At 60.0% G+C, this 25,913-nt stretch carries 21 protein-coding genes; 16 read left to right on the forward strand and 5 right to left on the reverse strand.

The features are described from left to right. The first annotated feature begins 40 nt into the window (after window positions 1-40). The 5 genes from AB4Z24_RS10010 (at window position 41) to argC (ending at window position 3,325) form a co-directional block, all read left to right on the forward strand. Window positions 41-223 (forward strand): hypothetical protein, encoded by a 183-nt coding sequence (locus AB4Z24_RS10010; RefSeq protein ID WP_441707943.1) that lies wholly within the window; start codon window positions 41-43, stop codon window positions 221-223. A 280-nt stretch (window positions 224-503) separates the two neighbouring features. After that, on the forward strand, window positions 504-965 hold the full coding sequence (gene rplM, locus AB4Z24_RS10015; protein WP_290991161.1) for a 50S ribosomal protein L13: 462 nt from the start codon (window positions 504-506) through the stop codon (window positions 963-965). 5 nt (window positions 966-970) lie between these two features. Further along, the gene (gene rpsI, locus AB4Z24_RS10020; RefSeq protein WP_441707945.1) at window positions 971-1,450 is read left to right on the forward strand and encodes a 30S ribosomal protein S9; all 480 of its coding nucleotides are present in this window, start codon (window positions 971-973) and stop codon (window positions 1,448-1,450) included. A gap of 161 nt (window positions 1,451-1,611) precedes the next feature. After that, a complete protein-coding gene (locus tag AB4Z24_RS10025; RefSeq protein WP_441707947.1) occupies window positions 1,612-2,373 on the forward strand; it encodes a TerC family protein in 762 nt (253 codons plus the stop codon). A gap of 10 nt (window positions 2,374-2,383) precedes the next feature. Further along, on the forward strand, window positions 2,384-3,325 hold the full coding sequence (argC, locus tag AB4Z24_RS10030) for an N-acetyl-gamma-glutamyl-phosphate reductase (protein ID WP_441708281.1): 942 nt from the start codon (window positions 2,384-2,386) through the stop codon (window positions 3,323-3,325). On the opposite strand, the gene AB4Z24_RS10035 is transcribed toward argC, so the two are convergent. Next, window positions 3,300-4,418 carry a COX15/CtaA family protein gene (locus AB4Z24_RS10035; protein WP_441707949.1) on the reverse strand — a complete coding sequence of 373 codons (1,119 nt, stop codon included), beginning with the start codon at window positions 4,416-4,418 and terminating at the stop codon, window positions 3,300-3,302. The two genes, argC and AB4Z24_RS10035, sit on opposite strands and share 26 nt — an antisense overlap. 122 nt (window positions 4,419-4,540) lie before the next feature. Between AB4Z24_RS10035 and AB4Z24_RS10040 the strand changes: the two genes are divergently transcribed. Further along, a complete protein-coding gene (locus AB4Z24_RS10040; RefSeq protein ID WP_441707951.1) occupies window positions 4,541-4,750 on the forward strand; it encodes a DUF2842 domain-containing protein in 210 nt (69 codons plus the stop codon). Between the two features lie 59 nt (window positions 4,751-4,809). On the opposite strand, the gene AB4Z24_RS10045 is transcribed toward AB4Z24_RS10040, so the two are convergent. Beyond that, window positions 4,810-7,098 (reverse strand): GumC family protein, encoded by a 2,289-nt coding sequence (locus AB4Z24_RS10045; RefSeq protein WP_441707953.1) that lies wholly within the window; start codon window positions 7,096-7,098, stop codon window positions 4,810-4,812. Between the two features lie 154 nt (window positions 7,099-7,252). Here AB4Z24_RS10045 and AB4Z24_RS10050 point away from each other — a divergent pair, with 154 nt between their 5' ends. The 3 genes from AB4Z24_RS10050 (at window position 7,253) to AB4Z24_RS10060 (ending at window position 10,335) form a co-directional block, all read left to right on the forward strand. Next, window positions 7,253-7,948, forward strand: a complete 696-nt coding sequence (locus AB4Z24_RS10050) for a polysaccharide biosynthesis/export family protein (RefSeq protein ID WP_441707954.1) — start codon at window positions 7,253-7,255, stop codon at window positions 7,946-7,948. A gap of 411 nt (window positions 7,949-8,359) precedes the next feature. Continuing rightward, the gene (locus AB4Z24_RS10055) at window positions 8,360-9,721 is read left to right on the forward strand and encodes a HAMP domain-containing protein (protein WP_441707956.1); all 1,362 of its coding nucleotides are present in this window, start codon (window positions 8,360-8,362) and stop codon (window positions 9,719-9,721) included. After that, window positions 9,718-10,335, forward strand: a complete 618-nt coding sequence (locus AB4Z24_RS10060) for a response regulator (RefSeq protein ID WP_441707958.1) — start codon at window positions 9,718-9,720, stop codon at window positions 10,333-10,335. Before AB4Z24_RS10055 ends, AB4Z24_RS10060 begins: the two co-directional genes overlap by 4 nt. Window positions 10,336-10,402: 67 nt before the next feature. Here the strand turns inward: AB4Z24_RS10060 and AB4Z24_RS10065 are convergent, their stop codons facing one another. Both AB4Z24_RS10065 and AB4Z24_RS10070 read right to left on the reverse strand, forming a co-directional pair. After that, window positions 10,403-10,927 carry an SRPBCC family protein gene (locus AB4Z24_RS10065; protein ID WP_441707960.1) on the reverse strand — a complete coding sequence of 175 codons (525 nt, stop codon included), beginning with the start codon at window positions 10,925-10,927 and terminating at the stop codon, window positions 10,403-10,405. 150 nt (window positions 10,928-11,077) lie between these two features. Continuing rightward, window positions 11,078-11,881 carry a response regulator gene (locus AB4Z24_RS10070; protein ID WP_441707962.1) on the reverse strand — a complete coding sequence of 268 codons (804 nt, stop codon included), beginning with the start codon at window positions 11,879-11,881 and terminating at the stop codon, window positions 11,078-11,080. Between the two features lie 247 nt (window positions 11,882-12,128). On the opposite strand from AB4Z24_RS10070, the gene AB4Z24_RS10075 reads away from it, so the two are divergent. From AB4Z24_RS10075 to AB4Z24_RS10100, 6 genes are all read left to right on the forward strand, one after another. Next, a complete protein-coding gene (locus AB4Z24_RS10075; protein WP_441707963.1) occupies window positions 12,129-12,368 on the forward strand; it encodes a NepR family anti-sigma factor in 240 nt (79 codons plus the stop codon). After that, on the forward strand, window positions 12,365-12,889 hold the full coding sequence (locus AB4Z24_RS10080) for a sigma-70 family RNA polymerase sigma factor (protein ID WP_441707965.1): 525 nt from the start codon (window positions 12,365-12,367) through the stop codon (window positions 12,887-12,889). Before AB4Z24_RS10075 ends, AB4Z24_RS10080 begins: the two co-directional genes overlap by 4 nt. 239 nt (window positions 12,890-13,128) lie before the next feature. Then, window positions 13,129-18,825: a HAMP domain-containing protein gene (locus AB4Z24_RS10085; protein ID WP_441707967.1), complete on the forward strand. Its 5,697-nt coding sequence runs from the start codon at window positions 13,129-13,131 to the stop codon at window positions 18,823-18,825. 10 nt (window positions 18,826-18,835) lie between these two features. Next, window positions 18,836-20,764, forward strand: coding sequence for a response regulator (locus tag AB4Z24_RS10090; RefSeq protein ID WP_441707968.1), 1,929 nt, complete (start codon window positions 18,836-18,838; stop codon window positions 20,762-20,764). A gap of 67 nt (window positions 20,765-20,831) precedes the next feature. Then, complete coding sequence (locus AB4Z24_RS10095) at window positions 20,832-21,092, forward strand: hypothetical protein (RefSeq protein ID WP_441707970.1); 261 nt, start codon at window positions 20,832-20,834, stop codon at window positions 21,090-21,092. A gap of 40 nt (window positions 21,093-21,132) precedes the next feature. After that, complete coding sequence (locus AB4Z24_RS10100; protein ID WP_441707972.1) at window positions 21,133-23,043, forward strand: glycoside hydrolase family 15 protein; 1,911 nt, start codon at window positions 21,133-21,135, stop codon at window positions 23,041-23,043. Here the strand turns inward: AB4Z24_RS10100 and AB4Z24_RS10105 are convergent. Beyond that, entirely contained in the window at window positions 23,036-24,094 is a 1,059-nt protein-coding gene (locus AB4Z24_RS10105; RefSeq protein WP_441707974.1) for an HWE histidine kinase domain-containing protein, read from the reverse strand. The two genes, AB4Z24_RS10100 and AB4Z24_RS10105, sit on opposite strands and share 8 nt — an antisense overlap. Window positions 24,095-24,406: 312 nt before the next feature. Between AB4Z24_RS10105 and AB4Z24_RS10110 the strand changes: the two genes are divergently transcribed. Then, entirely contained in the window at window positions 24,407-25,882 is a 1,476-nt protein-coding gene (locus AB4Z24_RS10110; RefSeq protein WP_441707976.1) for an alpha,alpha-trehalose-phosphate synthase (UDP-forming), read from the forward strand. The last annotated feature ends 31 nt before the right edge of the window (window positions 25,883-25,913 follow it).

The raw sequence follows: 25,913 nt of genomic DNA on the forward strand, positions 1-25,913 counted from the left end.
AAGTCTCGCGGCACGCGCCGAACAGATGTATGCTTAGCTCATGACGAGAACCAAACCTGAAAAGCCTGACACGCGCACACAGCGCCAGAAGTTCATCGACACCGCGCGCGAATTTGAAACTGACGATCGGCCAGAAGCTTTTGACCGAGCACTGGGAGCCATCGCCAAGGCTGCACCAGCGAAGCCGACGACGGCCAAGAAGGCCGCGCCCAAAAAGCGCTGACGGCCCCCAATTTTTGCAAAATGACCGGCACGCAACGGTTGAAAACCCCCGTGGGTTTGTCAAGCCGACAATCGGCAGGTTTTTGGTGGTAAAATAATACCGCTCGGTGGTATTATAATACCTACGCAACCAAGCTTATGAATTTGCTTGATATTTTTAGATGTCTCAAATTCTTGTTGCAAGACGCTGGTATCTTCGCGTATGCACGCCGCTTCTCGGAATGCGGCGCGCAGTGGACGATTGAAGCGTGCGCAGCCATCCGCCAAGGAGCTTCAAGATAATGTCTACCTATGTCGCCAAGCCGGCCACGGTGGAGAAGAAGTGGGTTCTCATCGACGCCGAAGGGCTCGTTGTCGGCCGGCTCGCTGCTCTCATCGCGACGCGCCTCAAAGGCAAACACAAGCCGATTTACACGCCGCACGTCGATTGCGGCGACAACATCGTCGTGATCAACGCTGAGAAGGTCGTCTTCACGGGCGCCAAGCGTGAAGACAAGGTCTACTACCGCCACACCGGCTATCCGGGCGGCATCAAAGAGCGGACGCCGCGCCAGATCCTCGACAGCAAGCATCCCGAGCGGATCGTCGAGAAGGCTGTCGAGCGCATGCTCGCACGCGGTCCTTTGCACCGTCAGCTGATGCGCAACCTCCGAGTTTATAAGGGCGGCGCGCATCCCCACGAAGCGCAGAATCCGGAAAAGCTCGATGTCGCGAAGCTCAACCGTAAGAATGTGAGGGTCTGAGATCCATGGCTACCGAAACTAAGACCCTGGCCGATCTAGGCGCCGTGAAGGGCGCCGAGCCGCAGGCCGCGCCTGTCCGGACCCAGAAGCTCGACAAGCTTGGCCGCGCCTATGCGACCGGCAAGCGCAAGAACGCCGTCGCGCGCGTCTGGCTGAAACCCGGCAAGGGCCTCATCACGGTCAACGAAAAGGATTTCAAGGCCTATTTCGCCCGTCCCGTTCTGCAAATGCTTCTGCAGCAGCCGCTGAATCTCGCCAACCGCGCAACGCAATACGACATTCGTATTTCGGTCGCCGGCGGCGGGCTTTCCGGCCAGGCCGGCGCCGTTCGTCACGGCATCTCGAAGGCGCTCACGTATTATGAGCCGGACCTTCGTGGCGTGCTGAAGAAGCAGGGCTTCCTGACCCGCGACAGCCGCGTCGTCGAACGTAAGAAGTACGGCAAGGTCAAGGCGCGCAAGTCCTTCCAGTTCTCGAAGCGCTAATCGGCTTCCGATACCTGAGACTAAAACAGCCCGCCCCTTCGGCGGGCTGTTTTTTTCCTGTGGCAGAAGGGTTGCGGGCACGCCCCCTCAATGCCACATACGCCCGGCAGGCAAGCGCGGCTCGGCCGTAAAATGGGGGCCCCCGGGGTTTCGGAGACACAATGGACTGGCTGCTGAACGGGTTGCACGAGATGTTTTCGACACTCGTGACCGACATTGGTTATCTCATGTCCCCCCACTGGTGGCGCACGCATGCCGTGGCGCTCTTCAATATCCTGATGATCGACCTCACCCTCGCCGGCGACAACGCGATCGTCGTGGGCATGGCGGCGTCGCGCGTTCAGGTGTCCATGCGCGCCAAGGTGATCTTCTGGGGCATTCTCGGAGCGGTCGTCCTCAGGATCGTTTTCTCGAGCATCGCACAGCAGATGCTGCAGGTGATCGGCTTGACGCTCGCGGGCGGCATTCTGCTGCTCTTCGTTTGCTGGAAGATGTACAAGCAGATCGTCGAGGCTGACACGCACTCGATCCATGAGGTGGAAAAAAATCTCGCGTCCAACGTCCCGCACCCCAACGAGACGTCATTCTGGGCCGCGCTCTGGACGATCATTCTCGCCGACCTGTCGATGTCTCTCGACAACGTGCTGGCGGTGGCGGGCGCGGCGGGCGAATCCACCCTGGTGCTGGTCATCGGGCTTGCCGTTGCCATTATCCTGATGGCCGTCGCTTCCACCTTCATCGCGAAGCTTCTTGCCAAGTATCCTTGGATCGCGTGGTTTGGTCTCCTTATTATTCTCTACGTGGCGGCCGATATGATCTATCGCGACAGCCATCGTATCGTCTGCCAGACGTACGGGGTCGGCTGTTCAGAAACGATCATCCAGGGCATCAAGCACCGGCTTGGCCTCTTGTTTGGCGGTTAGTGTTATGACCATGACGACGGCAAAAACCAAACTTGCTTCCGTGTTCATCGACGGCGAAGCGGGCACGACGGGCCTCGAAATCCGCGAGCGGCTCGCAGGCGTCGGTCAGATCGGCGTCAAGAGCATCGACCCGGCGAAGCGCAAGGACCGCGCCGCGCGCGCCGAAATGTTGCGCAATGTCGATCTCGTCGTGCTTTGCCTGCCGGACGACGCGGCGCGGGAAACGGTGGCGCTCGCCGATGAACTCGGCGCTGAGGCCCCGAAGATCGTCGATGCCTCGACCGCGCATCGCGTCGCCGACGGCTGGGTTTACGGCTTTGCCGAGATGACCGCGGACCATGCCGGAAAAATCAGGGCGGCCAAACGCGTCGCCAACCCCGGCTGCTACCCGACGGGCGGCATCGCGCTGATCCGGCCCCTCGTTGACGCCGGCATCATCCCGGCAGACCATCCGCTGACGGTCAACGCCGTTTCCGGCTACTCCGGCGGCGGCCGCAGCATGATCGAAGCCTACGAGGCCGGAACCGCACCCGCGTTCGAGCTTTACGGTCTCGGCCTCGAGCACAAGCATGTGCCGGAGCTGCAGACGTATTCGGGCCTGACGCGCCGGCCGATCTTCGTGCCGAGCGTCGGCAACTTCCGGCAGGGCATGCTCGTCTCGGTGCCGTTGCACCTCGACGTGCTGCCGGGAAAGCCGTGCCTGCGCGATATCGAGTCCGCACTCGCCGAGCGTTATCGGGGGAGCGAGATCGTCCGCGTCGCTACCGAACCGTCGGCGAGCCTTTCGCGGCTCGAGGCCGAAGAGCTGAACGGCACGGACAAGCTCGAGCTCTACGTCTTCGGCAAGGCGGCGTTGAACCAGGCTGTCCTAGTTGCGCGGCTCGATAACCTCGGCAAGGGCGCGGCGGGTGCGGCGGTTCAGAACATCAAGCTGATGCTCGGCCTCGACTAGAGAAGTCGCGAGGCACGATCCCAGCGCGCCGCGTCGCATAGAGATGCACGATGGCGGTTGCAAACACGAGTGCCCCGCCTGCCTGATGGGCGAGGCCCAAATCCAACGGAACGTGACTGAGAAGCGTTGCGATGCCGAGCAGAACCTGGAGAATGACCGCGCCGCCGACCCAAAGCGCGGTAAGGCGAATGCGGTCATCGACCGGCGTCCGGTGGGTCAGCCCGATCTGCACGAGAACGAGCGCGACCACGAGATAAGCCATGATGCGATGGTTGAACTGAGCGGCGGCGTGGCCTTCGAAAAAGCTCAGGTACGGCGGATTGATCCAGTAATCGCTAGGGAACCACTGGCCGTCCATCGTCGGCCACGTATTGTAGATCAGCCCGGCTCTGAGGCCCGCGACGAACGCCCCGAAAACCACCTGCAGAGTTATGGCCGCGACGATGATCGATGCCATGCGCTTTATGAGCGGCGTCGCGACTTCGCCGGTGATGTGCGGTTCCGCCGGCCACTCGTCGAGTGCGAGCCAGACCAGCAGGCCGAGGATCAGGAAGGCAGTGGTCAGATGCAGCGCGAGGCGGTACTGACTGACTTCGATGCGGTCGCTCAGTCCCGACTTCACCATGTACCAGCCGATGGCACCCTGCAGCGCGCCGAGCGCGAGGATGCCTAGGAACTTCATTCCCGTTCCGCGATCGAGACGGCCGGTCCACCAGAAGAACACGAGCGGCAATGCGAACACGATGCCGATGAGGCGTCCGAGCAGCCGGTGGCTCCATTCCCACCAATAGATGAACTTGAAGTCCTCCAGCGACATGCCGTGATTGAGCGCGGTGTACTGAGGTATTTGTTTGTACTTTTCGAAGGCCGTCATCCAGTCGGCTTCGTGGAGTGGCGGAAATGCGCCGAGTAGCGGCTGCCATTCGGTGATGGAGAGGCCGCTCTCCGTCAGCCGCGTCGCGCCTCCGACAACGACCATCGCAAAGACAAGCGACGCGACAAACCATAGCCAAAGCGAAACGGCCCGGTTACCTGTATCGGCTGCGAGCTTGCTGGCGGTTTCTCGTACTTCCGAAAGTTGCGTCATCGTCATCGGTCGGACATATCCTCAAGCCGTCCCAGAGCGCGTGTGATACCCTTTCATGGCGGCGGGACAATGCGCCCATGCGGCGCGGCGGTACAAAAACCTGGAATTCGGGGGCGATTTCGAGAGAGATGACGCAACGCAAAAGGAAGCTTGTAGGCACGGTCGCGCTGCTATTGATGATCGCCGTCTATGCGGTTCTGGCGGTCGCGGTGGCGATCGTCCTGCAAGTGCGCAACGTCAGCACGGTTGCGGAACTCGTTTACTACATCGTTGCGGGTTTGCTCTGGGTGTTACCCGCCGGCTGGCTTATCGCCTGGATGCAGCGTCCCGACGCGTGACTTCCCTGTCCCGCCCGAGCGCAGCGGAGAAAGCGCGCCTCACCACCCCGTGCTACTGATCAGGCGTGCTGTGCCCGCCGGGCCATCGGCACGTCCTGTTGTGAAACGCGCGCCAGGCGTTGCATCAGATCAGCCGGAGCACGTTCCTGCCGCTCATAGCGAATGACATCGATTTCGGCGACCTCGAAGCCAAGGAACATGTTGCCGCGATCCTCGCTTGCGGGCGATCCCCGAGACGATACGACGGCTATGCCCGCATCGAAGCGTCCCTCGATGACTTCGAAGAGTCTTCTCGCCTCATCGCGACGACCGACGACAACGATGTGATCGTACGCCTCGTCGAGTGCGTCGAGCACGAGATTCAAATGATCGGCGTCGATCTCGCCTTCGTCACCGCTGACGGCTCTCCCGCTCGCGACGGCGTGCGCATTCGCTCCGGGAAGACGCTGGATGATTTCGTCGAAGCCCGCGTTGCCCGAAAGCAAGTCATTGAAGCCGGCGCTTGTGTCGAGACCGGCGTCGCGAGCAAAGCCTTTGCCGCTCGGACTCCAATCAACAAGGATCGATTGCGTGCTTCCCTTCGCAAGCGCCTTAACGAGTTCGATTGCCTCTGCATAGGGAACGATCTCGTCCGTCTCGCCCGTTATCAGTGTCCGGTAGCCCCCGCCGACCGTGCGCCGTTTTCGGATGCGCTCCGCCACGGCTTCCATGTTGCCGTCAGCGAAAGCCGCGGGTGGGGCCACGTCTTCGGGCGTCTCGATCTTTGGCGCGACGGTGTGCGCCTCCGAAGCAGATGCAGGAAACGAAATTGACGGCGGCTCAGGAACGGCCGGCTCATTTGTTTCATCTACCATCTCACTGATAAGCGGCTCTTCGTCCAAAGCGACCAGCAGGGGCTCGGCGTTGCGCCTGTCGGAGGCGTCTTTCTTGCGATACCCTTGCCGCGGCACGGTTCGGAAGAGCGCCCCCATGGCGATCCAAGCCGTTCCGAACATGAGCGATGCGAACGTCACCAGAGACGAGAGCTGAAGCTTCTTCGGGAAGACCGGAACACTTTCGGCCTGCGCCTTGGAAATAATTTGCGCCTCGACGGGCTGGGCGCGCGCGTCGCGTTTCTTACGATTGGCCTCTAGTTGCACCTGAAGATTTTCAAGTTCGGACCGCTTCGCTTTCGCGTTGGCTTCGATCTGCCGGAGCTGCGCCTCTTCCGGCGCAGTCGTCACGATGCGCGCTTTGACGTCGGCAAGGCTTTGCGCGATGCTGATCTCTCGGCCTTGCGCGACCTTCGCATCCTTTTCGAGGCTCGCGACGATCTTGCCGATTTCGGAATCGATCTGCAGCTTGAGGCCCGCGAGGTCCGCCTTGAGCTGGCGCATGCGTGGATGGCCCGGGAGGAGCGTCGCGGAAAGCTCCGAGATCTGCCGTTCGATTTGCACGCGCTGCTGCACGAGGTTCTGAATGAGTGGCGATTTCTGCACATCGGCCAAGGCGTCGGCGGAGCCTGCCTTTATCATCTCGCGTGCGGATGCGGCACGTGCTTCCGCTTCGCCACGGGCAGCCTTGGCTCGCGTCAGCTCGGCGGTCAAGTCCGACATCTGTTGCTCGTTGAGACCCGAGTTCTGCGCGCCGCTGCGAAACGCCTCGACCTTGCCGCGATAACGATCAATCTCCGTCTCGGCGTTTGCGACTTCGGCCGAGAGCTTCTCGATCTTGGCTTTCAAGACCGTCTGCAGTTCGTCGATCTCGGTGACGCCCTGTTCGGCGAGAGATGCGCGGTAGTTCTCAGTGATCGCGTTGGCGATTTTGGCGGCAAGCTCCGGATCGAGCGAAGTCATGCGAACGCCGATGAATCGGCTTTCTTTCGGCGAGTAGACCTCGAGCCGGCTGCGAAACGCGGACATGACGCGATCGACTTCGCTTTCGCCGCTCCGCGGTCCGCCGATGCCGATCATGCGAAGTGCGGCGTCGAGCTGATCCACCGGCCCCAGCGCGCTATTGAATTCGCGCCGCTCGTTAAGCTTCAGGTTGCTCGCAATCTGCTGCATGAGATCGGGTGCCTGGAGCGCTCGCACGTGCGTGTTGATGGCTTCCTTGTCCATCCGTGTCATGACGAGATCGGAACCCGAGGGCGCGCTGCGCGGATCGGAAAAGGTGCTCGACGTACCCTTCGCCACGATGGCCAGCTCAGCTTCGCTCTGATAGCGCGGCGCCATCATCGTGAGCACACCGAACGTTGCGCATCCCGCTGCTAGGCTCAGAAGCACGAGTGACCGGCTCTTGCGCTTTAAAGCTCCGAAGACGGTCGACATCTGAATTTCGTCGGGCGAAGCGGCGGCTCGCGGCGGCATATCATTGCTCGATCAGGGGTTTCAGCACCTTTCAATAAGCGGCCGTCGAGGTTAGCAACTGCTTAAGCGCGCTGAAAAAATACAATCTCTTAGGTTTTGTTAACCCTCGGCGACCTAATGTTCCGCACGTTCATTTGTTGCCGGAATGCTGCCGATGTCGGTCCGTTTGCTCGCTATTCTTGCCGCCGTTGTGTCGGTGCTCGCAGGCGCCTGTTCGCCAGACCGGGACCTTGCCCACCTCGACACCCGGATCACCGGCGAGACAGCGACCTTCAATGACAGCGCTTCCGTGAAGGACGGATACCCGGTTCCGGTCCTGCCCGCTTCGGCAGAGACCGTCGCGTGGGGTACGCCGGCTGTCTACACTGGAGTTGCAGATAACTCCGGCGGCCCATATCTGCTCGATACCGGCGACCGTCTTCGCATTTTCGTTTACGGCCAGCCCAATCTCTCGCGTCTCTACATCGTCAGTCAGGAAGGCAAGATTTCCGTGCCTCTGATCGGCAATGTCACCGCGCGCGGGAAGACGACGAACGAGCTTCAAAACATCATACGCTCGCGGCTCGGCACCGAGTACGTCAAAGACCCGCAAGTGACCGTCGATATTCAGCAGAACCGGCCTTTCTTCATTCTCGGAGAAGTGAAGAATGCGGGCCAGTATCCTTACGTTTCAGGAATGACGGTTGAAACGGCCGTCGCGATCGCCGGCGGTTACACCGAGCGGGCGAGCGAGCGCAGCTTCCGGGTGAAGCGGCGGGCCAACAACGGCTTCATGCAAGAACTGGAGGTTCCCGGCGACTACCCTGTGAAGCCGAGCGACACCGTCTACGTGTACGAGAGATTTTTCTGAGCACCGTTCTCCCTTCCGACAAGGTCGAGTAAAGCTCGGTGCAGCTTCGGGTTCCGGAGCTCATGGGGCAGCGTGGTTAATCCGGTCGCTCGGACGACGCGTTTGGATCGGTCGCGGACGTCAAGACAAGCGGACGGTTGACGATCGAAAGGCTGATATTGGCACGCCGCGCCCGCGACAGTTGGTGATCGATCAGCTCCCCAAGGCGCACCCGGTTCAAGTTCGAGACATATGATTTAAAATTTGACATAAAACGATACGGTTCCGGCCCCGGATGCACTCTTCCCTTCTGGGATGCAGATTCTCTGCCAGCTGCGAGGGCCGGGAATTTTTCCTTATAATCAGGGAACTTGACTGCCACTTCGGCGTGCCTCAAAGCTACATTGTTACACAATCGCCGACGTACCTACGATGCCACTGAGACGCCGCATTCTCGCGCTTATCGCGCTCGTCCTGGCGCTTTGCCTTATCGCCGGAGGCGCGCTCTCCTATTGGAACGGCCTCAGAAAGGTCGACATCGAAATGTCGTCGGCGATCGATGTGGCTTCGAGCGCCGTCAGCGATGCCCTTTCGACGATCGCCTCCGGTGGAGATGCGAGATCACAAGTCCTCCGGCTGCTCTCTTCGTTTGACGGTGACCGCCATATCAAGGTGAGACTCGTCTCCCCAGACGGAAAATCCGTCCAGGGTTCACATCTCCTACAGCCAGTGGATCCGCCGCCGCATTGGCTCTATTGGCTGCTCTCCGGCAAGCCACGCGAGCGCACGTTCGACCTTCCCGCGGATCTCGGGCAAATGGGCACGATCACGATCGCTGCGGACTCGCACAACGAGGTGAGCGAGGTCTGGGAGGATCTCAAACTCAAGTTCGCGATCGTCGGAAGCTTCTGCGCCATCGTGTTTGGGCTCATCTACGCGTCCCTCGGCCGGGCGTTGAGACCTCTCGAGCAGCTCTCCTCGGCGCTCGATCGCGTGGGCGAGGGCGATTACACGGCGCACGTCTCAGAAGACGGCCCCGATGATTTGAAACGCATCTATCGCGCCTTCAATCGGATGGCCGAGCAATTGCAGGATTCCGAGCAGCGGAACCAGCGGCTCAACGAACAGCTTTCGACCGTGCAAGAGGAAGAGCGTTCCGAGATCGCGCGCGATCTTCATGACGAAATCGGACCGTTTCTCTTCGCGGCGGATGTCGACGCGCAGGCTATCCCTTCTCTCGTATCGCGACAGGCTTCGGAAGAAGTCGTCGATCGCAGCAAGGCGATCCGGCAATCCGTGCAGCATATGCAGGTGCATCTGCGGGGCGTGCTGAGCCGGCTGCGGCCGGCGCATCTGATCGATCAGGGACTGGCGATCGCGGTTGAGCAGCTCGTCGCCTTCTGGAAGGCGCGACGGCCGCAGATCGATTTTCAGATGGACATCGAAGACGAGCGCTTCTCGACGGCCATCGAAGAAGTGGCATTCCGCATCCTGCAGGAAGGAACAAGCAATGCCGTTCGCCACGGGCAGCCACACACGATCGGGCTGACCACGCGGCGGACAGGCGAAGTGTTGCGTATCGTCGTTTCTGACGACGGCTCTGGAATTACCGCAAAGACGACGCGAGGTTTCGGTCTCGCCGGAATGCGCGAGCGGGTCGCATCACTCGATGGGCGGCTCAGCATTAGCGATCAGGAAAATGGCCAAGGCGTTATGTTGATTGTCGAAATTCCCCTTCCCGCCACGAACGGAAGCGGCAACAAGCACGAACCAATAACAACGAGTGCAGCATGAAAATTCTTATCGTCGACGATCATGGCGTCGTTCGTGAAGGCTTGCGCAAACTCTTCGTCGCGCATTTCGAAGCGAACGTGCTTGAAACGGCAGGCATCGATGATGCACTAGCGGTCTATGCGGCAGAGCGGCCGGATGTCGTTGTGCTCGACCTCAACCTCGAAGGCGCAGGCGGGCTCGAAGTCCTCAGGCGAATTACGTCCATCGACAGCGCGGCACGCGTCGTCGTTTTCAGCATGCACCATGAACCGCTCTACGCGGTCCGCGCGCTTCGCGGTGGAGCCCGCGGTTACGTCAGCAAGAGCGCGCCAGTCGAGGAACTAATCGGCGCGATCCGCAAAGTTCGGGCGGGCGAGCAGTATATCGATCGTGATCTCGCCTCGAAAATTGCGGTCAGCCAGATCTCGTCCGACGATCCGCTGCAATCGCTATCGACACGTGAAGTCGAGATCCTTCGCATGCTCGGCCAAGGTAAGAGCATGACTGCGATTTCGGACAGCTTAGGGATTGCCTACAAGACCGTCGCCAACATCTGCACGCAGATGAAGGTCAAGCTCGGCGTCGATCGCACCGCCGATCTCATCCGGCTCGCAATCGAAACACTCAAGACCTAAAGAAAAAAGGCGCCGGAGCAGCGGCGCCTTCGTTCTCTTTCGTGATCTTCGACGACGGTCAGCCGCCTTACTTGGCGCTAGCGGTGGCCTTGATATTATCGAGACCGGCTTTGAAGATTCCGGTGATCACATCCTTGGCTTCCTTGTCGCTTTTGCCATCCGCAGCATCGAAAACCGCCGACCAGGCGAAATTGATTTCGTCCTCGTCATCATCGTCGGGCGTCAGTGCGAACTGGGCCTGATAATTTTTGACGGGCAACGGGCTCTCGACAATCTCGTAGCGATAGAAGTTCGGCTTTTCGTCGAGGAGCTTTTCCTTGATCTTGCCACCGTCCTTAAGAGTCAAAGTACGGAACTTTGCGCCACCCTCGGTGCTCTCCTCGCAGCTGGCAATTGCCGGATGCCAATCCTTGATCGCACACCAGCCGCCGAACTGAGCCCACAGCCTCTCGCGCTCTTCCTTCATCTTCGCCGGGTTGACTTTAAGCTCGAGCTTCTTGCCGACAGCGATGCTTGCCGCCTGAGCGAGCGAAGCTCCGGCGAGCACGCCGGCGACGGTGCCGGCGATCACAAGGCCCTGTGTGAATTTCATTGATGTCACTCCCCTTCTTCTCTGCTCCCCGCTCTTACGAAAAAACGACGACGGGCGGGTTCACAACCGTGTTACTATATTACGAAGGGAGTGTCGCGTAGACGCAACCGCTTTCGGCTGAAGGCGGCGCAGAAGGCGGTTTCGCCGCCCTTAAGCCGCCGCGGTGCGCGGGTGGGCTTTGGTATCAAAAAAAAGGGCCTGACTGATAATGGCCATGACCGTGTCGCGCTGGAATGGCTTCGAAATCAGGAAAGTCGGCTCCGGTCGTTCTCCGGTCAGGACTTTTTCCGGATAGGCCGTGATGAAGATGATCGGCACCTCACGCTCGGAGACAATTTCCTTGGCCGCTTCCAGGCCGCTGCTACCGTCGGCAAGCTTGACGTCGGCGAGGATGAGCCCCGGCATCTGACGCTTCACTGCGTTGAGCGCCTCGTTCTTCGTCGTTGCGACATCCTGAACGGTGTGACCGAGACTGGTGACGATCGTCTCGAGGTCCATCGCGATCAACAGCTCGTCCTCGATGATGAGGACGTTCGTCGCGACCTGATGCGCGATTTCCTGTCCCGCGATCTCGAGCAGCTTTTCGACCTCGGCCTCGTCAACCTCGAGAATTGCGGCGGTCTCCGAAGACGTGAACCCTTCCACCGCGACGAGCAGAAATGCCTGGCGGGGCAGCGAGCTGATGGAATTTATGCGCTTCTGCGCGGTGCCTATGGAATTCGGGGTTTCCTCGGGGGGGCCGCCATCGAGGCGGACCGAATTCCAGACCCTCAGGAATAAATTATAGAGCGCCACTCTCGGCGGCATGTTCGCCGGAAAATCGGACGGGGTGGAAACCAGGCTTTCGAGCAGCATCGCAACGTAGGCATCGCCCGTCTGCTGAGCCCCCGTCAGCGTGCGCGCAAACCGCCGAAGATATGGCAAATGCACGCGGATTGTCTGGGCAATCGACATTTATTCTGCGCCTCCCGAAACAGTCAGAAGAACATTTTTCAGTTCTCTGGAACCGCCAACTCCACCGCGTGTTTCAGCATGGCGGCCAATATGCACCGAAACACCAACGCATGAGTAATCGGGATGGTTCCCCCGCAGGAACAATTTCTCTCGCGCGACGTTCGTCGGACGAGCCCCCATCACAACTTTCCTAGAGGAGTTTGTCCCAATCGGGGCCAATCCAAATCTTCAAGGGCACAAGGCTATCATGCAGAAGCGCCTCGATATGCCGGATGATTGCGCACGGCCGGACGACGAGCTTCCGGATTTGACGCGCCATCCGGAACATGACGCTGCACAGCCCTCGGTTCCGCGGCTCCCGGGCTTCGCAGCTCAGCTTATAGGCCAGCGTATGCGTGCCATGTATGAAAACATCGTCCAGGAACCAATACCCGACGACCTCCTCAGTCTCGTTCGCAAGCTCGAGGGCAAGGAGGATTCAGAGTGACGGAATCTCCAAGTTTCGGCGATGCCCTGATTCAAGCGATCCCAAATCTTCGGGCATTCGCTCACTCGCTCAGCGGCGATGCGCAGCTTTCGAACGATCTCGTTCAGGAAACGCTTCTCAAGGCCTGGACGCATAAAGATTCGTTCGTGCCCGATTCCAATTTGAAGGCCTGGCTCTTCACCATTCTTCGCAACACGTATTTTACACATTATCGCAAATCGCAGCGCGAAGAACTGGACGAGGATCATGCCGCCATGAACGCCAGCGTTCCGGCGACACAGCTGACGCATCTCGAATTCGACGATATGCAGAAAGCGCTGATGCGTCTTACCGCCGATCATCGCGAAGCGTTGCTGCTGATCACCGCGGAAGGCTTCTCCTACGAGGACGCAGCAAAGGTCTGCGGCTGCGCCGTCGGAACGATGAAGAGCCGGGTCAACCGGGCCCGGAGCCGGCTGCTCGAAGAGATGACCGGGCGTCCCGCGACGGACGACCAGGAACCCTTCATCGTGCGCAAATAGTGGAACGGGGCTGGCTCAGCGAATGGATCACCGTGACAGTCTTCGAAACCGGCACATAAGGTGGGGAGCGCGAATAATAAAATCCCGCTCATCTTGTATGGCTAATTAATATTCCATAACGGCTTCCCGGCCGAAAAACGGCCGTGAATGCCGGTGTAATCGCAGTGATTAACAGGCAGGGAACCAATTCCCTGTTCAGCGCGTTTGCCGGGGTTAAGCACACGCGAGGGGAGTTTTGTATGTCGGAGCAGCTCGGCGCCGTTGGGTCCGACCGAATTTCTACGGGCCCGAACAGTATTTTGTTCGAGATGCTCCAGACACTGCAGGCGGTGAAGGCCGGCGATTTCAGCGTGCGCATGCGTGGCGATTGGGATGGGCTTCCTGGAAAAATCGCAGACACCATTAATGACATTATTATTACCAACCAGCGCATGGCCGATCAGCTGCAACGCGTCGGCCATGTTGTCGGCAAGGAAGGGCTGACCAACCAGCGCGTGACGCTTGGCCTTGCGCACGGCGCCTGGGGCGAGATGGAACAGTCGGTGAACTCGCTCATCGACGATTTGCTGCAGCCGACGACGGAAGTGACGCGCACGATCGAAGCCGTGGCACAGGGAAACCTGCTGCAGCCGATGCGCCTCGATGTGGACGGCCGCCCGCTCAAGGGCGAGTTCCTGCGTTCGGCGACGATCGTCAACACGATGATCAAGCAGCTTTCGGTCTTTACGTCGGAAGTGACGCGCGTCGCTCGCGAAGTCGGCACCGAAGGCAAGCTCGGCGGGCAGGCGCAAATTCGCGAGGTCACCGGCGTCTGGAAGGACCTGACGGAGAGCGTCAACTCTATGGCGTCGAACCTCACGGCGCAGGTTCGCAACATTGCCGATGTGACGATCGCTGTCGCGAACGGCGACTTGTCGAAGAAGATCACCGTCGACGTTCGCGGCGAAATTCTGCAGTTGAAGGAAGCCATCAATACGATGGTCGAGCAGCTCCGCTCGTTCGCGGCCGAAGTGACGCGCGTTGCGCGTGAGGTCGGCACCGAGGGCCGTCTCGGCGGCCAGGCCGTCGTGCCCGGCGTCGGCGGCACGTGGAAGGACTTGACCGACAACGTCAACCTGCTGGCCGCCAACCTCACGACGCAGGTTCGTAACATCGCCGAAGTGACGACGGCGGTCGCCCGCGGCGACCTTTCGCGCAAGATCACCGTCGACGTCAAAGGCGAAATTCTCGAGCTGAAAAACACCATCAACACGATGGTCGATCAGCTCAATGGCTTCGCCTCGGAAGTGACGCGCGTCGCGCGCGAGGTCGGCACCGAGGGCCGGCTCGGCGGCCAGGCGACCGTGCTCGGCGTCGCGGGCACGTGGAAAGATTTGACCGACAACGTCAACTCGATGGCCGGCAACCTCACGGGTCAGGTCCGCAACATTGCCGAAGTTGCGACGGCCATCGCGCGCGGCGACCTGTCGAAGAAGATCACCGTCAACGTTTCGGGCGAGATCCTGCAGCTGAAGGAAACCATCAACACGATGGTCGATCAGCTCAATGCCTTCGCCTCGGAAGTGACGCGCGTCGCGCGCGAGGTCGGCACCGAAGGCAAGCTCGGCGGACAGGCGCAGGTGTCGGGCGTCGCGGGTACATGGAAAGACTTGACCGACAGCGTCAACTCGATGGCGTCGAACCTCACGACGCAGGTGCGCAACATCGCCGAGGTTTCGACAGCGATCGCGAGCGGCGACTTGTCGAAGAAGATCGACGTCGATGTTCGCGGCGAAGTGCTGGAACTCAAGGAAACCATCAATACGATGGTCGATCAGCTCAATGCTTTTGCCGGCGAAGTGACGCGCGTTGCGCGCGAGGTCGGCACCGAAGGCAAACTTGGCGGACAGGCGACCGTGCCGGGCGTCGCCGGTACGTGGAAGGATCTCACCGACAACGTCAACTCGATGGCCGGCAACTTGACGGGGCAGGTGCGAAACATCGCCGAGGTGACGACGGCGGTGGCGCGCGGCGACCTTTCGCGCAAGATCACCGTCGACGTCAAAGGCGAAATTCTCGAACTCAAAAATACCATCAACACGATGGTCGATCAGCTCAACGCATTCGCTTCGGAAGTCACGCGCGTCGCGCGCGAAGTCGGCACCGAAGGCAAGCTCGGCGGACAGGCACAGGTGTCGGGCGTCGCCGGTACGTGGAAGGATCTCACCGACAACGTCAACTTCATGGCCGGTAACCTGACGGCTCAGGTTCGCAACATTGCCGAGGTCGCGACGGCGATCGCGAGCGGCGACTTGTCGAAGAAAATCACCGTCGACGTTCGCGGCGAGATTCTGCTGCTCAAAGAGACGTTGAATACGATGGTAGAGCAGCTTCGCTCGTTCGCGGCCGAAGTGACGCGCGTTGCCCGTGAGGTCGGCACCGAAGGCCGTCTTGGCGGTCAGGCCGTCGTGCCCGGCGTCGGCGGTACGTGGAAGGATCTGACCGATAACGTCAACCTTCTGGCCGCCAACCTTACGACGCAGGTTCGCAACATCGCCGAAGTGACGACCGCCGTGGCGCGCGGCGACCTTTCGCGCAAGATCACCGTCGACGTCAAAGGCGAAATTCTCGATCTCAAGACCACCATCAATACGATGGTCGACCAGCTCAACGCGTTCGCATCCGAAGTCACGCGTGTTGCGCGCGAGGTCGGCACCGAAGGCCGTCTCGGCGGTCAGGCGGCCGTGCCAGGCGTCGCCGGTACGTGGAAAGATTTGACCGACACCGTGAACGTCATGGCTGCGAACCTCACCGAACAGGTTCGCGGCATCGTGAAGGTCGTGACGGCCGTCGCCAACGGCGACCTCAAGCCCAAGCTGACTGTGAAGTCGAAGGGCGAGGTCGCGGCGCTTGCCGAAACGATCAACGACATGACGGACACGCTTGCGCTCTTCGCCGATCAGGTGACGACGGTTGCGCGCGAAGTCGGCGTCGAAGGCCGTCTCGGCGGTCAGGCGAACGTGCCCGGCGCTGCTGGCACGTGGAAAGATCTCACAGGCAACGTCAACCTGCTCGCGGCGAACCTCACCACACAGGTACGCGCGATCGCCGAAGTTACGACAGCGGTGACGAAGGGCGACCTGACGCGCTCGATTCAGGTGGAAGCGCGCGGCGAAGTCGCGGAGCTTAAAGACTACATCAACACGATGATCGGCAACCTGCGCCTCACAACGCAGCTCAACACCGAACAGGACTGGCTCAAGACGAACCTCGCGCGCTTCACCAGCATGTTGCAGGGCCAGCGCGACGTCGTCACCGTGGGCAGAAAACTTCTGTCGGAACTCGTGCCGCTGATCAATGCACACCAGGGCGTCATCTATCAGTACGACGCGACAGGAAGCGAACTCAAGATTCTCGCGAAATACGCGGACGACGTCGACGCTCGCTATCCGGAAAGACTGGAACTTGGTTCGAGCCTCATCGGACAATGCGCTATCGAAAAGAAACGCCGGGTCCTGACGGATATTCCGGAACCGGCGGGCAGCATCGACGCCGTCGTTTTCCGGGCCCCGCCCCGCAGCGTCATCGTGCATCCGATCACGTTCGAAGATCAGATCAAGGCCGTCATCTCGCTCAGCTCGCTCCAAAATTTCGAACCGGCGCAGCTGACGTTCCTTGAACAGCTCTCGGTCAGCATCGGCGTCGTTTTGAACAGTATCGAGGCGACGATGCAAACCGAAAGCCTGCTGATGCAGTCGCAGCAGCTGGCGGCCGAGCTGCAAGACCAGCAAAAGGCGATGCAGAAGACGAACGAGGAGCTGGCGCAAAAGGCGCAGCAGTTGGCGGAACGCAACTTCGAAGTGGAACGCAAGAACGAGGAAATCGATCAGGCCCGCCGCGCCGTCGAAGAGAAGGCTGCCGAGCTGGCGTTGACGTCACGCTACAAGTCGGAATTCCTTGCGAACATGTCCCACGAGCTACGGACGCCGCTCAACAGCATTCTCATTCTCGGGCAGCAGCTGACCGACAATCCGGATGGCAATCTCTCCGACAGGCAGGTGGAGTTCGCACGCACCATTCACGGCGCCGGCACCGATCTTCTGAATTTGATCAGCGACATTCTCGATCTGTCGAAGATCGAGTCCGGAACGGTCTCCGTCGATGCCGAAGAGATCGCGTTCAATGGCTTGATCGAAGCCGTGGCACGGCCGTTCCGCCACGAGGCAGAGCGGCGGGCGCTCAACTTCCAAGTCACCTTCAATGCCGATCTCGGGAAAACAATCTTCACCGACTCGAAGCGCCTGCAGCAGGTGCTGAAGAACCTGCTTTCGAACGCCTTCAAATTCACGCGCGAAGGGCATGTCCGGCTCACAGTCAAACCCGCAACCGCCAAGTGGAGCAGCGATCATCCCATCCTCTCGACGGCACAGACAGTCGTTGCGTTCGAGGTGGAGGATTCCGGGATCGGCATTCCGGCCGACAAGCAAAAGCTCATCTTCGAAGCGTTCCAGCAGGCCGACGCCAGCACGAGCCGAAAGTACGGCGGCACCGGGCTCGGTCTCGCGATCAGCCGCGAACTCGCCCACCTTCTCGGCGGCGAGATCCAGCTCAGAAGCGAGCCGGGCGCCGGCAGCGTGTTCACTCTTTACCTGCCGCTTCGATACGCCTCGCTGGCGAGCGAGGTTCGCACAAAGCCCGAAGCTTCGCCCTCCGTGCCGACGCCGTTGTCTCTCGCCGGCCCGTTGCCTGCCCCGGTCGAGGACGATCGCGACAACATCGCGGCCGGCGACCAGGTACTTCTCATCGTCGAGGACGATATCAACTTCGCGCGGATCCTGCTCGATGCCGCACACGACACCGGCTTCAAAGGCATCATCTGCCAGCGCGGCGTTGAGGCAATGACGATCGCGACCGATTTCAATCCGACGGCCATTTCACTCGATATCCATTTGCCGGACGTACTCGGCTGGTCGGTTCTCAGTCAGCTCAAGCATAATCCGCTGACGCGGCATATTCCGGTGCAAGTGCTGACGCTCGATGACGATCGCCATCATGGCCTGGCGCGCGGCGCCTACTCGTTCCTGACTAAGCCGCTGCAGGCCGATCAGCTGAAATCGGCGTTACGCAAGATCGGCACGTTCTCGACATCGACGACCAAGAAGCTCCTGATCGTCGAAGACGACCCGGCAGAACTGTTGAGCATCTCGGCACTGCTCGAAGACCACGACCTCTCGATTTTGTCCGCATCAAGCGGGCAATCGGCAATCGAAATTCTAAATCGTGAAGACGTCGATTGTGTCGTACTCGACCTCAAACTGCCGGACATGTCCGGCTTCGAGATCCTTGAGCATATGAGCCGCCAGGAGACGATGCGTGATATCCCCGTGATTGTTTTCACTGGACGAGAATTGTCGAGCGAGGAGAACTTGCAGATCCGTCAGTACGCCCGTACCGTCGTCGTGAAGGGCGTTGAATCCCCGGAACGGCTTCTGGACGAGACTGCGTTGTTCCTGCACCGTGTTGTGACCGAACTTCCAGCCGAAAAGCAGGAACTCTTGTCACGACTGCACGATACGGACGACTATCTCATCGGACGCAAGGTGCTTCTCGTTGATGACGACGCGCGAAATATATTTGCGTTGAGCAGTCTTCTCGAGCGTCGCGGAATGGAAGTCCTGACGGCGAACACCGGACTGGAAGCCATCGAAACCTTGAGCTCGACCGATGTTTCCATCGTCTTGATGGACATCATGATGCCGGAAATGGACGGTTATCAGACTATGCAGAAAATCCGGAGCAGCGAGAAGAACCAGCGGTTGCCGATCATCGCGCTGACTGCAAAGGCGATGAAGGGCGACCGCGAGAAGTGTCTTGAAGCCGGCGCATCCGATTATCTCGCGAAGCCTGTCGATACCGAGCAGCTGATTTCGGCGCTGCGCATGTGGCTGCACCGGTAACGGAGACGACATGGCAGGCGAATCCGTTTCGATAGATCCCATCAATATTCTTCTGGTCGATGATCAGCCCGGAAAGCTGCTCACGTACGAGGCCATTCTCGATGGTCTCGACGCGACGCTCATCAAGGCGACGACGGCCGAGGAAGCGCTCACCGCGCTTCTCAAGACCGACATCGCCGTCATCCTGATGGACGTCTGCATGCCCGATCTCGACGGGTTCGAGCTTGCGGCGATGATCAGAGACCATCCGCGGCACGAGAAGACCGCGGTCATCTTCATATCGGCGGTCCGGCTTGAAACCGACGATCTCCTGAAGGGGTACCGGACGGGTGCGGTCGATTACGTATCCGTCCCGGTCGTGCCGGAAATTCTGAAGGCGAAGGTCCAGATCTTCGTCGAGCTTTACAGAAAAAGCCGGGAACTCGACACTCTCAATGCCGAGCTCGAGGCACGCGTGCAACAGCGCGCGCAACAGCTCGAAGAATCTCATGCGCGACTGCAGGAAAGCGAAGAGCGCCTTCGTCTCGCCAGCGAAGCAGCGAAGCTCGCGACATTCGAATTCGACCAGAAGTCACAAACGCTGCAGTGGTCGGCCAACATCTCCGACGTTCTTCACAACAAGCTTCCGCTGCATCAAACTTTCGAGTCGTTCATGGCGTTCGTGCATGAAGACGATCGCGAAATGGTGCGCAGCTACGTTCGCACGGCCAATTATGCCGAAACGACGGCAGAATTGGAGTTTCGCGTAACGGGCGCGCGCGGAGTTGCATGGATCCTCGCCCGCGCCAGGGCCTTCAACACCAACAATGCCGAGACGCCGCGCGTACTTGGCACCCTGCTCGACATCACCGATCGCAAGTCGGCCGAAAGCCATCAGCAGCTGCTCATGGCCGAACTCGACCATCGCGTGAAAAACATTCTCGCCAACGTCGCGGCGATCGCGCGGCTTTCCAGTTCCAATGCCGTTTCCGTCAAATCGTTCGCTGCGGCGCTCGATGGGCGCATTCACGCGATGTCGGCAGCGCATGACCTTTTGCGGCAAAGCAGCTGGACCGGCGTCGATCTTCACGAACTCGTTCAGGGGGCGCTTGCGCCTTTCCGTTCCCGCTCGGACAACGACATTGTCGTCGAAGGCGAACGTGTGCGGCTCACGTCAAAGTTCGGCCAGTCAATGGCGCTCGTTCTGCATGAGCTCGTCACGAACGCCGTCAAACACGGGGCTCTATCGAAGCCGGGCGGCCGCGTATCTGTCGACTGGGCGCGGATCGTGACACCGGACGGCGATAAAATCAGGTTCTCCTGGCAGGAAAGCGGGGGACCTCTTTGTACCAAGCCCGAGCGCAACGGATTTGGGCTGGCCGTCATTCGCAGTGCCGCATCCGAGTGCGGCGGGGTCGCGGAAATGACTTTCGCGCCGGAAGGCTTTCAATTCAATTTCCTCGGAGAGCTGTCGTCGCGCGCCCATATGGTTGGCACGCGGCACATCGCAATCGTACCAAGACCGCGCGTGCCTTTGCTCCCGCCCAACTTGGCGGTTCCCGGTCCCTGGCGCATCCTCCTCGTGGAAGACGAGGCGCTGATCGCCATGCAGTTGCAGCTCGACCTCGAGGCCGAGGGTCACACGGTCGTCGGTCCGTTCGCTCAGCTGTCCGAGGGGCTCAAGGCTGCAACGGATTCAAACTTCGACATCGCGCTCATCGATATCAATCTCGGTGCGGACAACAGTGCGCCCATCGCCGAGATTCTCGACCGGCGCAGGATCCCGTTCGCGTTCACGACGGGCTACAACGATCTGGTGTTCTTGCCGCTGCGGCTCAGGGATTATCCGCACCTGACGAAGCCTTACAATCCGGCTGAAGTCAAAGATCTCGTTGCGCTCCTGGGCCATGGTGCCGAGCAGCGCCGCTCCGCAGAAAGCCCGTCCAACCAGGTCGCGTAGAGAGTTTTCCGGTGGGTGCGGCGGGGGACAGCGGCGCGGAGGCCGCGGCGAAATCATCGATCGCACTATGGATAACGGCGCGTTTCTTGAGTTCGCCGATCAAGCGCCATTCCTTAATGCGCTCTTGAAATGCCTTTTTGTTGGCCCGATCTCCTACGAAGCCATCTCCGTCGCGGAGCATACTGTTCTAGCAATCGATGCGGACACCTTGGAGAAGACTCATCCCGTGATGCAAATCACCGAGCTTCAAAGTCTTCTGGAATTCGCCCGGCGCGCCGTACATGGGTCCTCGCATTCTGCGCTGCAGGCAACCAACGCGCTTGCTTAAGAGTTGTTCCCGTTTGCAAATCACTCCCTAGGGGGACCCGATGACCCTGACGACCTCCCAACCGTATCGCTCATCGCTCGACGTCGCGGCAATCGGCAACGGACGCGTTGCTGCGCTCATCGATCAAGGCGCACGGATCGTGTGGTGGTGCTTTCCGCGACTGGATGGCGATCCGATCTTTTGCCGTTTGCTCGCGGGCGATGAGGACAAGGGCTTTTGCGATGTCGTGCTCGAGGGCCAAGTCTCAGCGCAATCCTACTACATACGCAACACCTGCATTCTGGAAACGATCCTGATCGCCGACAACGGCGCCAGCGTGAAGGTGACGGATTTCTGCCCGCGCTTCTGGCGTTACGACAGATCCTTTCATCCGACGCAACTCATTCGGCGGATCGAGCCGCTGAGAGGGCTGCCGCGCATCTCGGTTCGCGTCAGACCTACGTATAATTATGGGCAGCCTGCGTGCAGCGCGTCGCACGGATCAAACCACATCCGGTATCTCTGCGGCACCACCGCCGTTCGCCTCACGACAGATCTTCCCGTGTCCTACATCGCGCACGAGACGTCGTTCTCGCTAACGCATCCGGCGACGCTCGTGATCGGCTCGGATGAACCGATCGAAAGCTCGATCGATTCGATGTCGAGAGAGTTTCTCGAACGCACGCGGGATTTCTGGGTGACATGGGTCAGGGGTCTTGCCGTCAGCTATGAATGGCAGCCCGAGATCATACGCGCCGCGATTTCCCTCAAGCTCTGCACATTCGAGGAGACGGGCGCCATCACGGCCGCCTTGACGACGTCGATCCCGGAAGCGCCGAACACGCCGAGGACGTGGGATTACCGCTTCTGCTGGCTGCGTGACGCTTACTTCGTTATCCGCGCACTCAATCGATTGGGCGCAACGCAATCCATGGAGAACTATCTCGATTACATCACGACCGTCGTCTCCGATACGCAAAGCCCATTGAAACCCGTATACGGGATCGTTCACAACGATACGGCCGCGGAAAGGATCGCGCCGCACTTGCAGGGCTATCTCGGCATGGGTCCCGTGCGCGTCGGCAATCTCGCATCCGACCAGCTGCAGCATGACGCCTATGGCAGCGTGATCCTCGGTGTCGCGCAGATGTTCATAGATCAGCGGTTGCCGCGGATGGGCGACGTCAGTCTATTCCGCGAACTCGAATTTCTCGGAGAGCATGCGCGGCGTCTCTATCTGGAGCCAGACGCGGGCATATGGGAGTATCGCGGACGCTTGCGCATTCATACGCACTCGGCGCTGCTCTGCTGGGTGGCATGCGATCGCCTTGCGCGCATAGCACAGCTTCTCGGCTTGCCGGACCGTGTGGTCCACTGGAAGGAATCTGCCGACAAGATCCGCGCGGAGATTCTCACCCGAGCCTGGAGCGACAAGCGTGGCTCTTTCACCGGTGCATTCGATCACGACGAACTCGACGCTAGCGTGCTGTTATTGGGTGATCTGGGCTTCCTGCCGCCCACGGATCCGCGGTTCGTCAAGACGACCAACGCCATCGGCCGCGAACTCATGCGCAATGGCTTGATGCTGCGTTATGCGGCCGAAGACGATTTCGGCCTGCCGGAATCGGCATTTCTCGCCTGTCAGTTCTGGTACATCGACGCACTCGCGTCCGTGGGTCGAAAGGATGAGGCACGCGAACTCTTCGACGAGCTTCTGAAGAAACGCAACGCATTCGGGCTTTTGAGCGAGGACCTCAATCCTGCAACCGGGCAGCTGTGGGGTAACCTTCCCCAGACCTACTCGATGGCCGGGATGATCAATTCGGCGATGACGCTCTCGCGGACTTGGGAAGATGCATGGTGCGGAAGGCCGGCAAAACATGACACCACGCCCAAGGGTCAGGAGCCGGCCGAGCACGATCTTACCGCTGCGGGCCTGATCAGTCCGCGCCGATCGCTGAACGTCAACTGAGCGAGGGCGCGCGGCCGCGTGTCCGCCGTGTCGTCGCCTGCTTCAACACGGCGACGATGCGGCAACGGACGCCATGCTCGTTGAATTCGCGCTCGACCTGGGCGCTCGGAAAGCCGCTATCGATCAGCGTCGTTCCGAGACCGCGTCTTTCCGGGGCTTGAACGCGCGGGCCGCCGCGCTCGTCCCAGACGAGTTCGAAGGACGATTCATCGTCGTCGATCCGGCTTAGCATCCACTTCACGCTGACCGCTCCGCGCTCGTTCGACCAGGCGCCGTATTTGATAGCGTTCGTTCCAAGCTCGTGAAGTGTCAAAGCGAGCGCGCTCGCAACATCGCCGGGAATGACTGTGTCGGGTCCGCCCATGTCAAACCGGCGCGCGCCGGGAGGCACAAGCGGTTTCAACGTTTCAACGATCAGCTCCTTCAGCGAAGCTCCGACGAAGCTGCGCGTCGCGATCAGGTCCATCGCGTTCCCCATCGCCGAGAGGCGGCCGGATAGCGACTGCGCGAAACTGTCCACGTCACGGCTAAACCGCGCCGACTGGCTGACGAGGCCAGCTATGACGGCGAAGGTGTTCTTCAGCCGGTGGCGGAGTTCGATGTTAAGCTGCTCCAGCTGTAGTTCGCCAAGCGCGCTATCCTGAAACAATGCCTCGTTGCGCGCACGCTCATTCATCAGCCCCTCGACTTTGCGATTGAGGAGATGGATGACTGCAATGATGAGGCAAGACAGTATCGTGAAGCTTCCGAGGGACGCAATCGCCGCGGGATTTAGGCTCCACCCGGGACCAGGAAGAAAGTAGTACCAACTGAAAAGAAATGAGGCTGCGGCGACGATCAATGCGGGCCCGGTTCCAGCGATGAGCGATGCCAGGAGAACCGCCAGAAAAAAGGTCAAGAAAGGTACGCTGTCCTGCAGCCATCGCGTCAGGCCCAACCGCGCAAACGCAGCGATGGCAAAAATTGCCATTGCTACTGGATAGGCTAGGTGTGGCCGGCGCCTAAGGCGCGGAAACACACGTTCGATCAGATTATCGACGAGTTGAACCATTCACCCCCGAACGGCCCTGCGCCTTCATCCAGCATTCCGGCGGCGCTGTAGAGCCGTCGCCGTCCCCCATTTGCGTTCCGCAGAAAGCTATCACGAAATGCGCGCTCAGGCGAGCGCCAGCGGCGGGCTGTGGCAACGAATGCATGCCGAAAACAGCGCTGCACGACATGCTGTTACCGCGGAACAGGACAAGAACGCTGCGCATGGCCGCAGAGAGGGAACCTACAGCATTACCGGGGGTTTATGACAAAGCGTAGTGCCGCTCGGGGGCTGGCTTTTCCTAAGCTCGCGTGTCGGATGGAAGGAGGTCTCGTGGCCAGACTTGTCATGGTTTCGAACCGTGTCATCGATTTCAATGTGGCCCAGCAGGCGGGCGGCGTCACAGTTGCGATTTACAACACCCTCGCTCGGCAAAACGGCTTTTGGTTCGGGTGGGACGGACAAATCGATAATTCCGATTCACTCAAATTGAAGGTCGCGAGAGTCGATGGCCACACCACGGTGACCGAGCCGCTGACGACGGATGACTACAACGAATACTATCTCGGCTATTCGAACTCGGTCATGTGGCCCGTGTTTCATAACCGGCTCGATCTCGCGCAGTTCGAGGCGGGATATTATTCCCGCTATGTCGCGGTGAACGAGAGGTTCGCTCGTCATCTCGCTCCGCTCATCGAACCTGACGACGTCATTTGGGTGCACGACTATCACCTGCTGCCGATGGCGCTCGAGTTGCGTAAGCTCGGCATCGAGAACCCAATCGGCTACTTCCTGCACATCCCTGTCGGTCCCGCCCAGGCCCTGCTCGCCATTCCGGAATACAAGGAGATCGCCAAGGCTCTCAGCGCTTACGATCTCATCGGCCTGCAGACCCAGTCCGACGTGCGGAATTTGATCGATTTCTTCCAGCAAAGCGTATTCGGCAGGCTTCTGCCATCGGGCCGCATTCGCGTTTTCGAGGCGGAACTCGACATTGGATGCTTCCCTGTCGGCATCGATCCTGCAGACTTCGCATTCGGCCCCAACGAAGCGGAAGCACTGAAGGCCGCCGAGACCTCGGAGACGAACCGGATCATCGGCATCGACCGGCTGGACTACACCAAGGGTCTGCCGCAGAAATTCAAATCCTACGGGAGATTCCTGGAAGAACATCCGGAATACCGCCGGCGCATCGTGCTATCGCAGTTCGCGCCACCGACGCGCGAAAGCGTTGAAGCTTATGCCGACATCAAGGCCGAGCTCGAATCTCTCGCCGGTTCGATCAATGGCCGCTTCGGCGAGCTCGACTGGGTTCCGATCAATTACATTCACAGAACCATTCCGCGTGCCGAGCTTCGTGACGTCTATCGCGCATCGCGGATCGGATGGGTTACGCCGCTGATGGACGGCATGAACCTCGTCGCGAAAGAGTACATCGCCTGTCAGGACCCGGCCGACCCGGGAGTTCTCATCTTGTCCAAGTTCGCTGGCGCCGCGGAGCAGCTCACCGATGCGGTACTCGTCAACCCTTACGACCTCAGCGACCTCGTTCACGGTTTGCGGATCGCGCTTGAAATGCCGGTCGAGGAACGCTGCGCGCGTCATGCGCATCTCTTCGACATCGTTCGGAAAAGCGACTCAAACGACTGGAGCCGCAGCTATTTTTCGGCACTGATAAAGGCCGGACAACGCCGGCTTGCACGAGCGCCGAAGTCGTCTTCGGAAATGGGGAAAGCTCTGGAGCGATTGCAAAGTACGGCCAAGAAAAACAATCCACCTAGCCGCTTCGCGGCCAATGTGGTGACATAATGGGTGTCATCATAGAAAGAATAACCATTCC

This window comes from Hyphomicrobium sp. 2TAF46 (assembly GCF_052114865.1).
GTDB lineage: Bacteria > Pseudomonadota > Alphaproteobacteria > Rhizobiales > Hyphomicrobiaceae > Hyphomicrobium_B.

Excerpts from the sequence above, each read along its gene's own strand:
- AB4Z24_RS10010 (WP_441707943.1), top strand. The coding sequence starts at position 41 with ATGACGAGAACCAAACCTGAAAAGCCTGACACGCGCACACAGCGCCAG.
- rplM (WP_290991161.1), top strand. The coding sequence starts at position 504 with ATGTCTACCTATGTCGCCAAGCCGGCCACGGTGGAGAAGAAGTGGGTT.
- rpsI (WP_441707945.1), top strand. The coding sequence starts at position 971 with ATGGCTACCGAAACTAAGACCCTGGCCGATCTAGGCGCCGTGAAGGGC.
- AB4Z24_RS10025 (WP_441707947.1), top strand. The coding sequence starts at position 1,612 with ATGGACTGGCTGCTGAACGGGTTGCACGAGATGTTTTCGACACTCGTG.
- argC (WP_441708281.1), top strand. The coding sequence starts at position 2,384 with ATGACGACGGCAAAAACCAAACTTGCTTCCGTGTTCATCGACGGCGAA.
- AB4Z24_RS10035 (WP_441707949.1), bottom strand. The coding sequence starts at position 4,418 with ATGACGATGACGCAACTTTCGGAAGTACGAGAAACCGCCAGCAAGCTC.
- AB4Z24_RS10040 (WP_441707951.1), top strand. The coding sequence starts at position 4,541 with ATGACGCAACGCAAAAGGAAGCTTGTAGGCACGGTCGCGCTGCTATTG.
- AB4Z24_RS10045 (WP_441707953.1), bottom strand. The coding sequence starts at position 7,098 with ATGCCGCCGCGAGCCGCCGCTTCGCCCGACGAAATTCAGATGTCGACC.
- AB4Z24_RS10050 (WP_441707954.1), top strand. The coding sequence starts at position 7,253 with ATGTCGGTCCGTTTGCTCGCTATTCTTGCCGCCGTTGTGTCGGTGCTC.
- AB4Z24_RS10055 (WP_441707956.1), top strand. The coding sequence starts at position 8,360 with ATGCCACTGAGACGCCGCATTCTCGCGCTTATCGCGCTCGTCCTGGCG.
- AB4Z24_RS10060 (WP_441707958.1), top strand. The coding sequence starts at position 9,718 with ATGAAAATTCTTATCGTCGACGATCATGGCGTCGTTCGTGAAGGCTTG.
- AB4Z24_RS10065 (WP_441707960.1), bottom strand. The coding sequence starts at position 10,927 with ATGAAATTCACACAGGGCCTTGTGATCGCCGGCACCGTCGCCGGCGTG.
- AB4Z24_RS10070 (WP_441707962.1), bottom strand. The coding sequence starts at position 11,881 with ATGTCGATTGCCCAGACAATCCGCGTGCATTTGCCATATCTTCGGCGG.
- AB4Z24_RS10075 (WP_441707963.1), top strand. The coding sequence starts at position 12,129 with ATGCAGAAGCGCCTCGATATGCCGGATGATTGCGCACGGCCGGACGAC.
- AB4Z24_RS10085 (WP_441707967.1), top strand. The coding sequence starts at position 13,129 with ATGTCGGAGCAGCTCGGCGCCGTTGGGTCCGACCGAATTTCTACGGGC.
- AB4Z24_RS10090 (WP_441707968.1), top strand. The coding sequence starts at position 18,836 with ATGGCAGGCGAATCCGTTTCGATAGATCCCATCAATATTCTTCTGGTC.
- AB4Z24_RS10095 (WP_441707970.1), top strand. The coding sequence starts at position 20,832 with ATGGATAACGGCGCGTTTCTTGAGTTCGCCGATCAAGCGCCATTCCTT.
- AB4Z24_RS10100 (WP_441707972.1), top strand. The coding sequence starts at position 21,133 with ATGACCCTGACGACCTCCCAACCGTATCGCTCATCGCTCGACGTCGCG.
- AB4Z24_RS10105 (WP_441707974.1), bottom strand. The coding sequence starts at position 24,094 with ATGGTTCAACTCGTCGATAATCTGATCGAACGTGTGTTTCCGCGCCTT.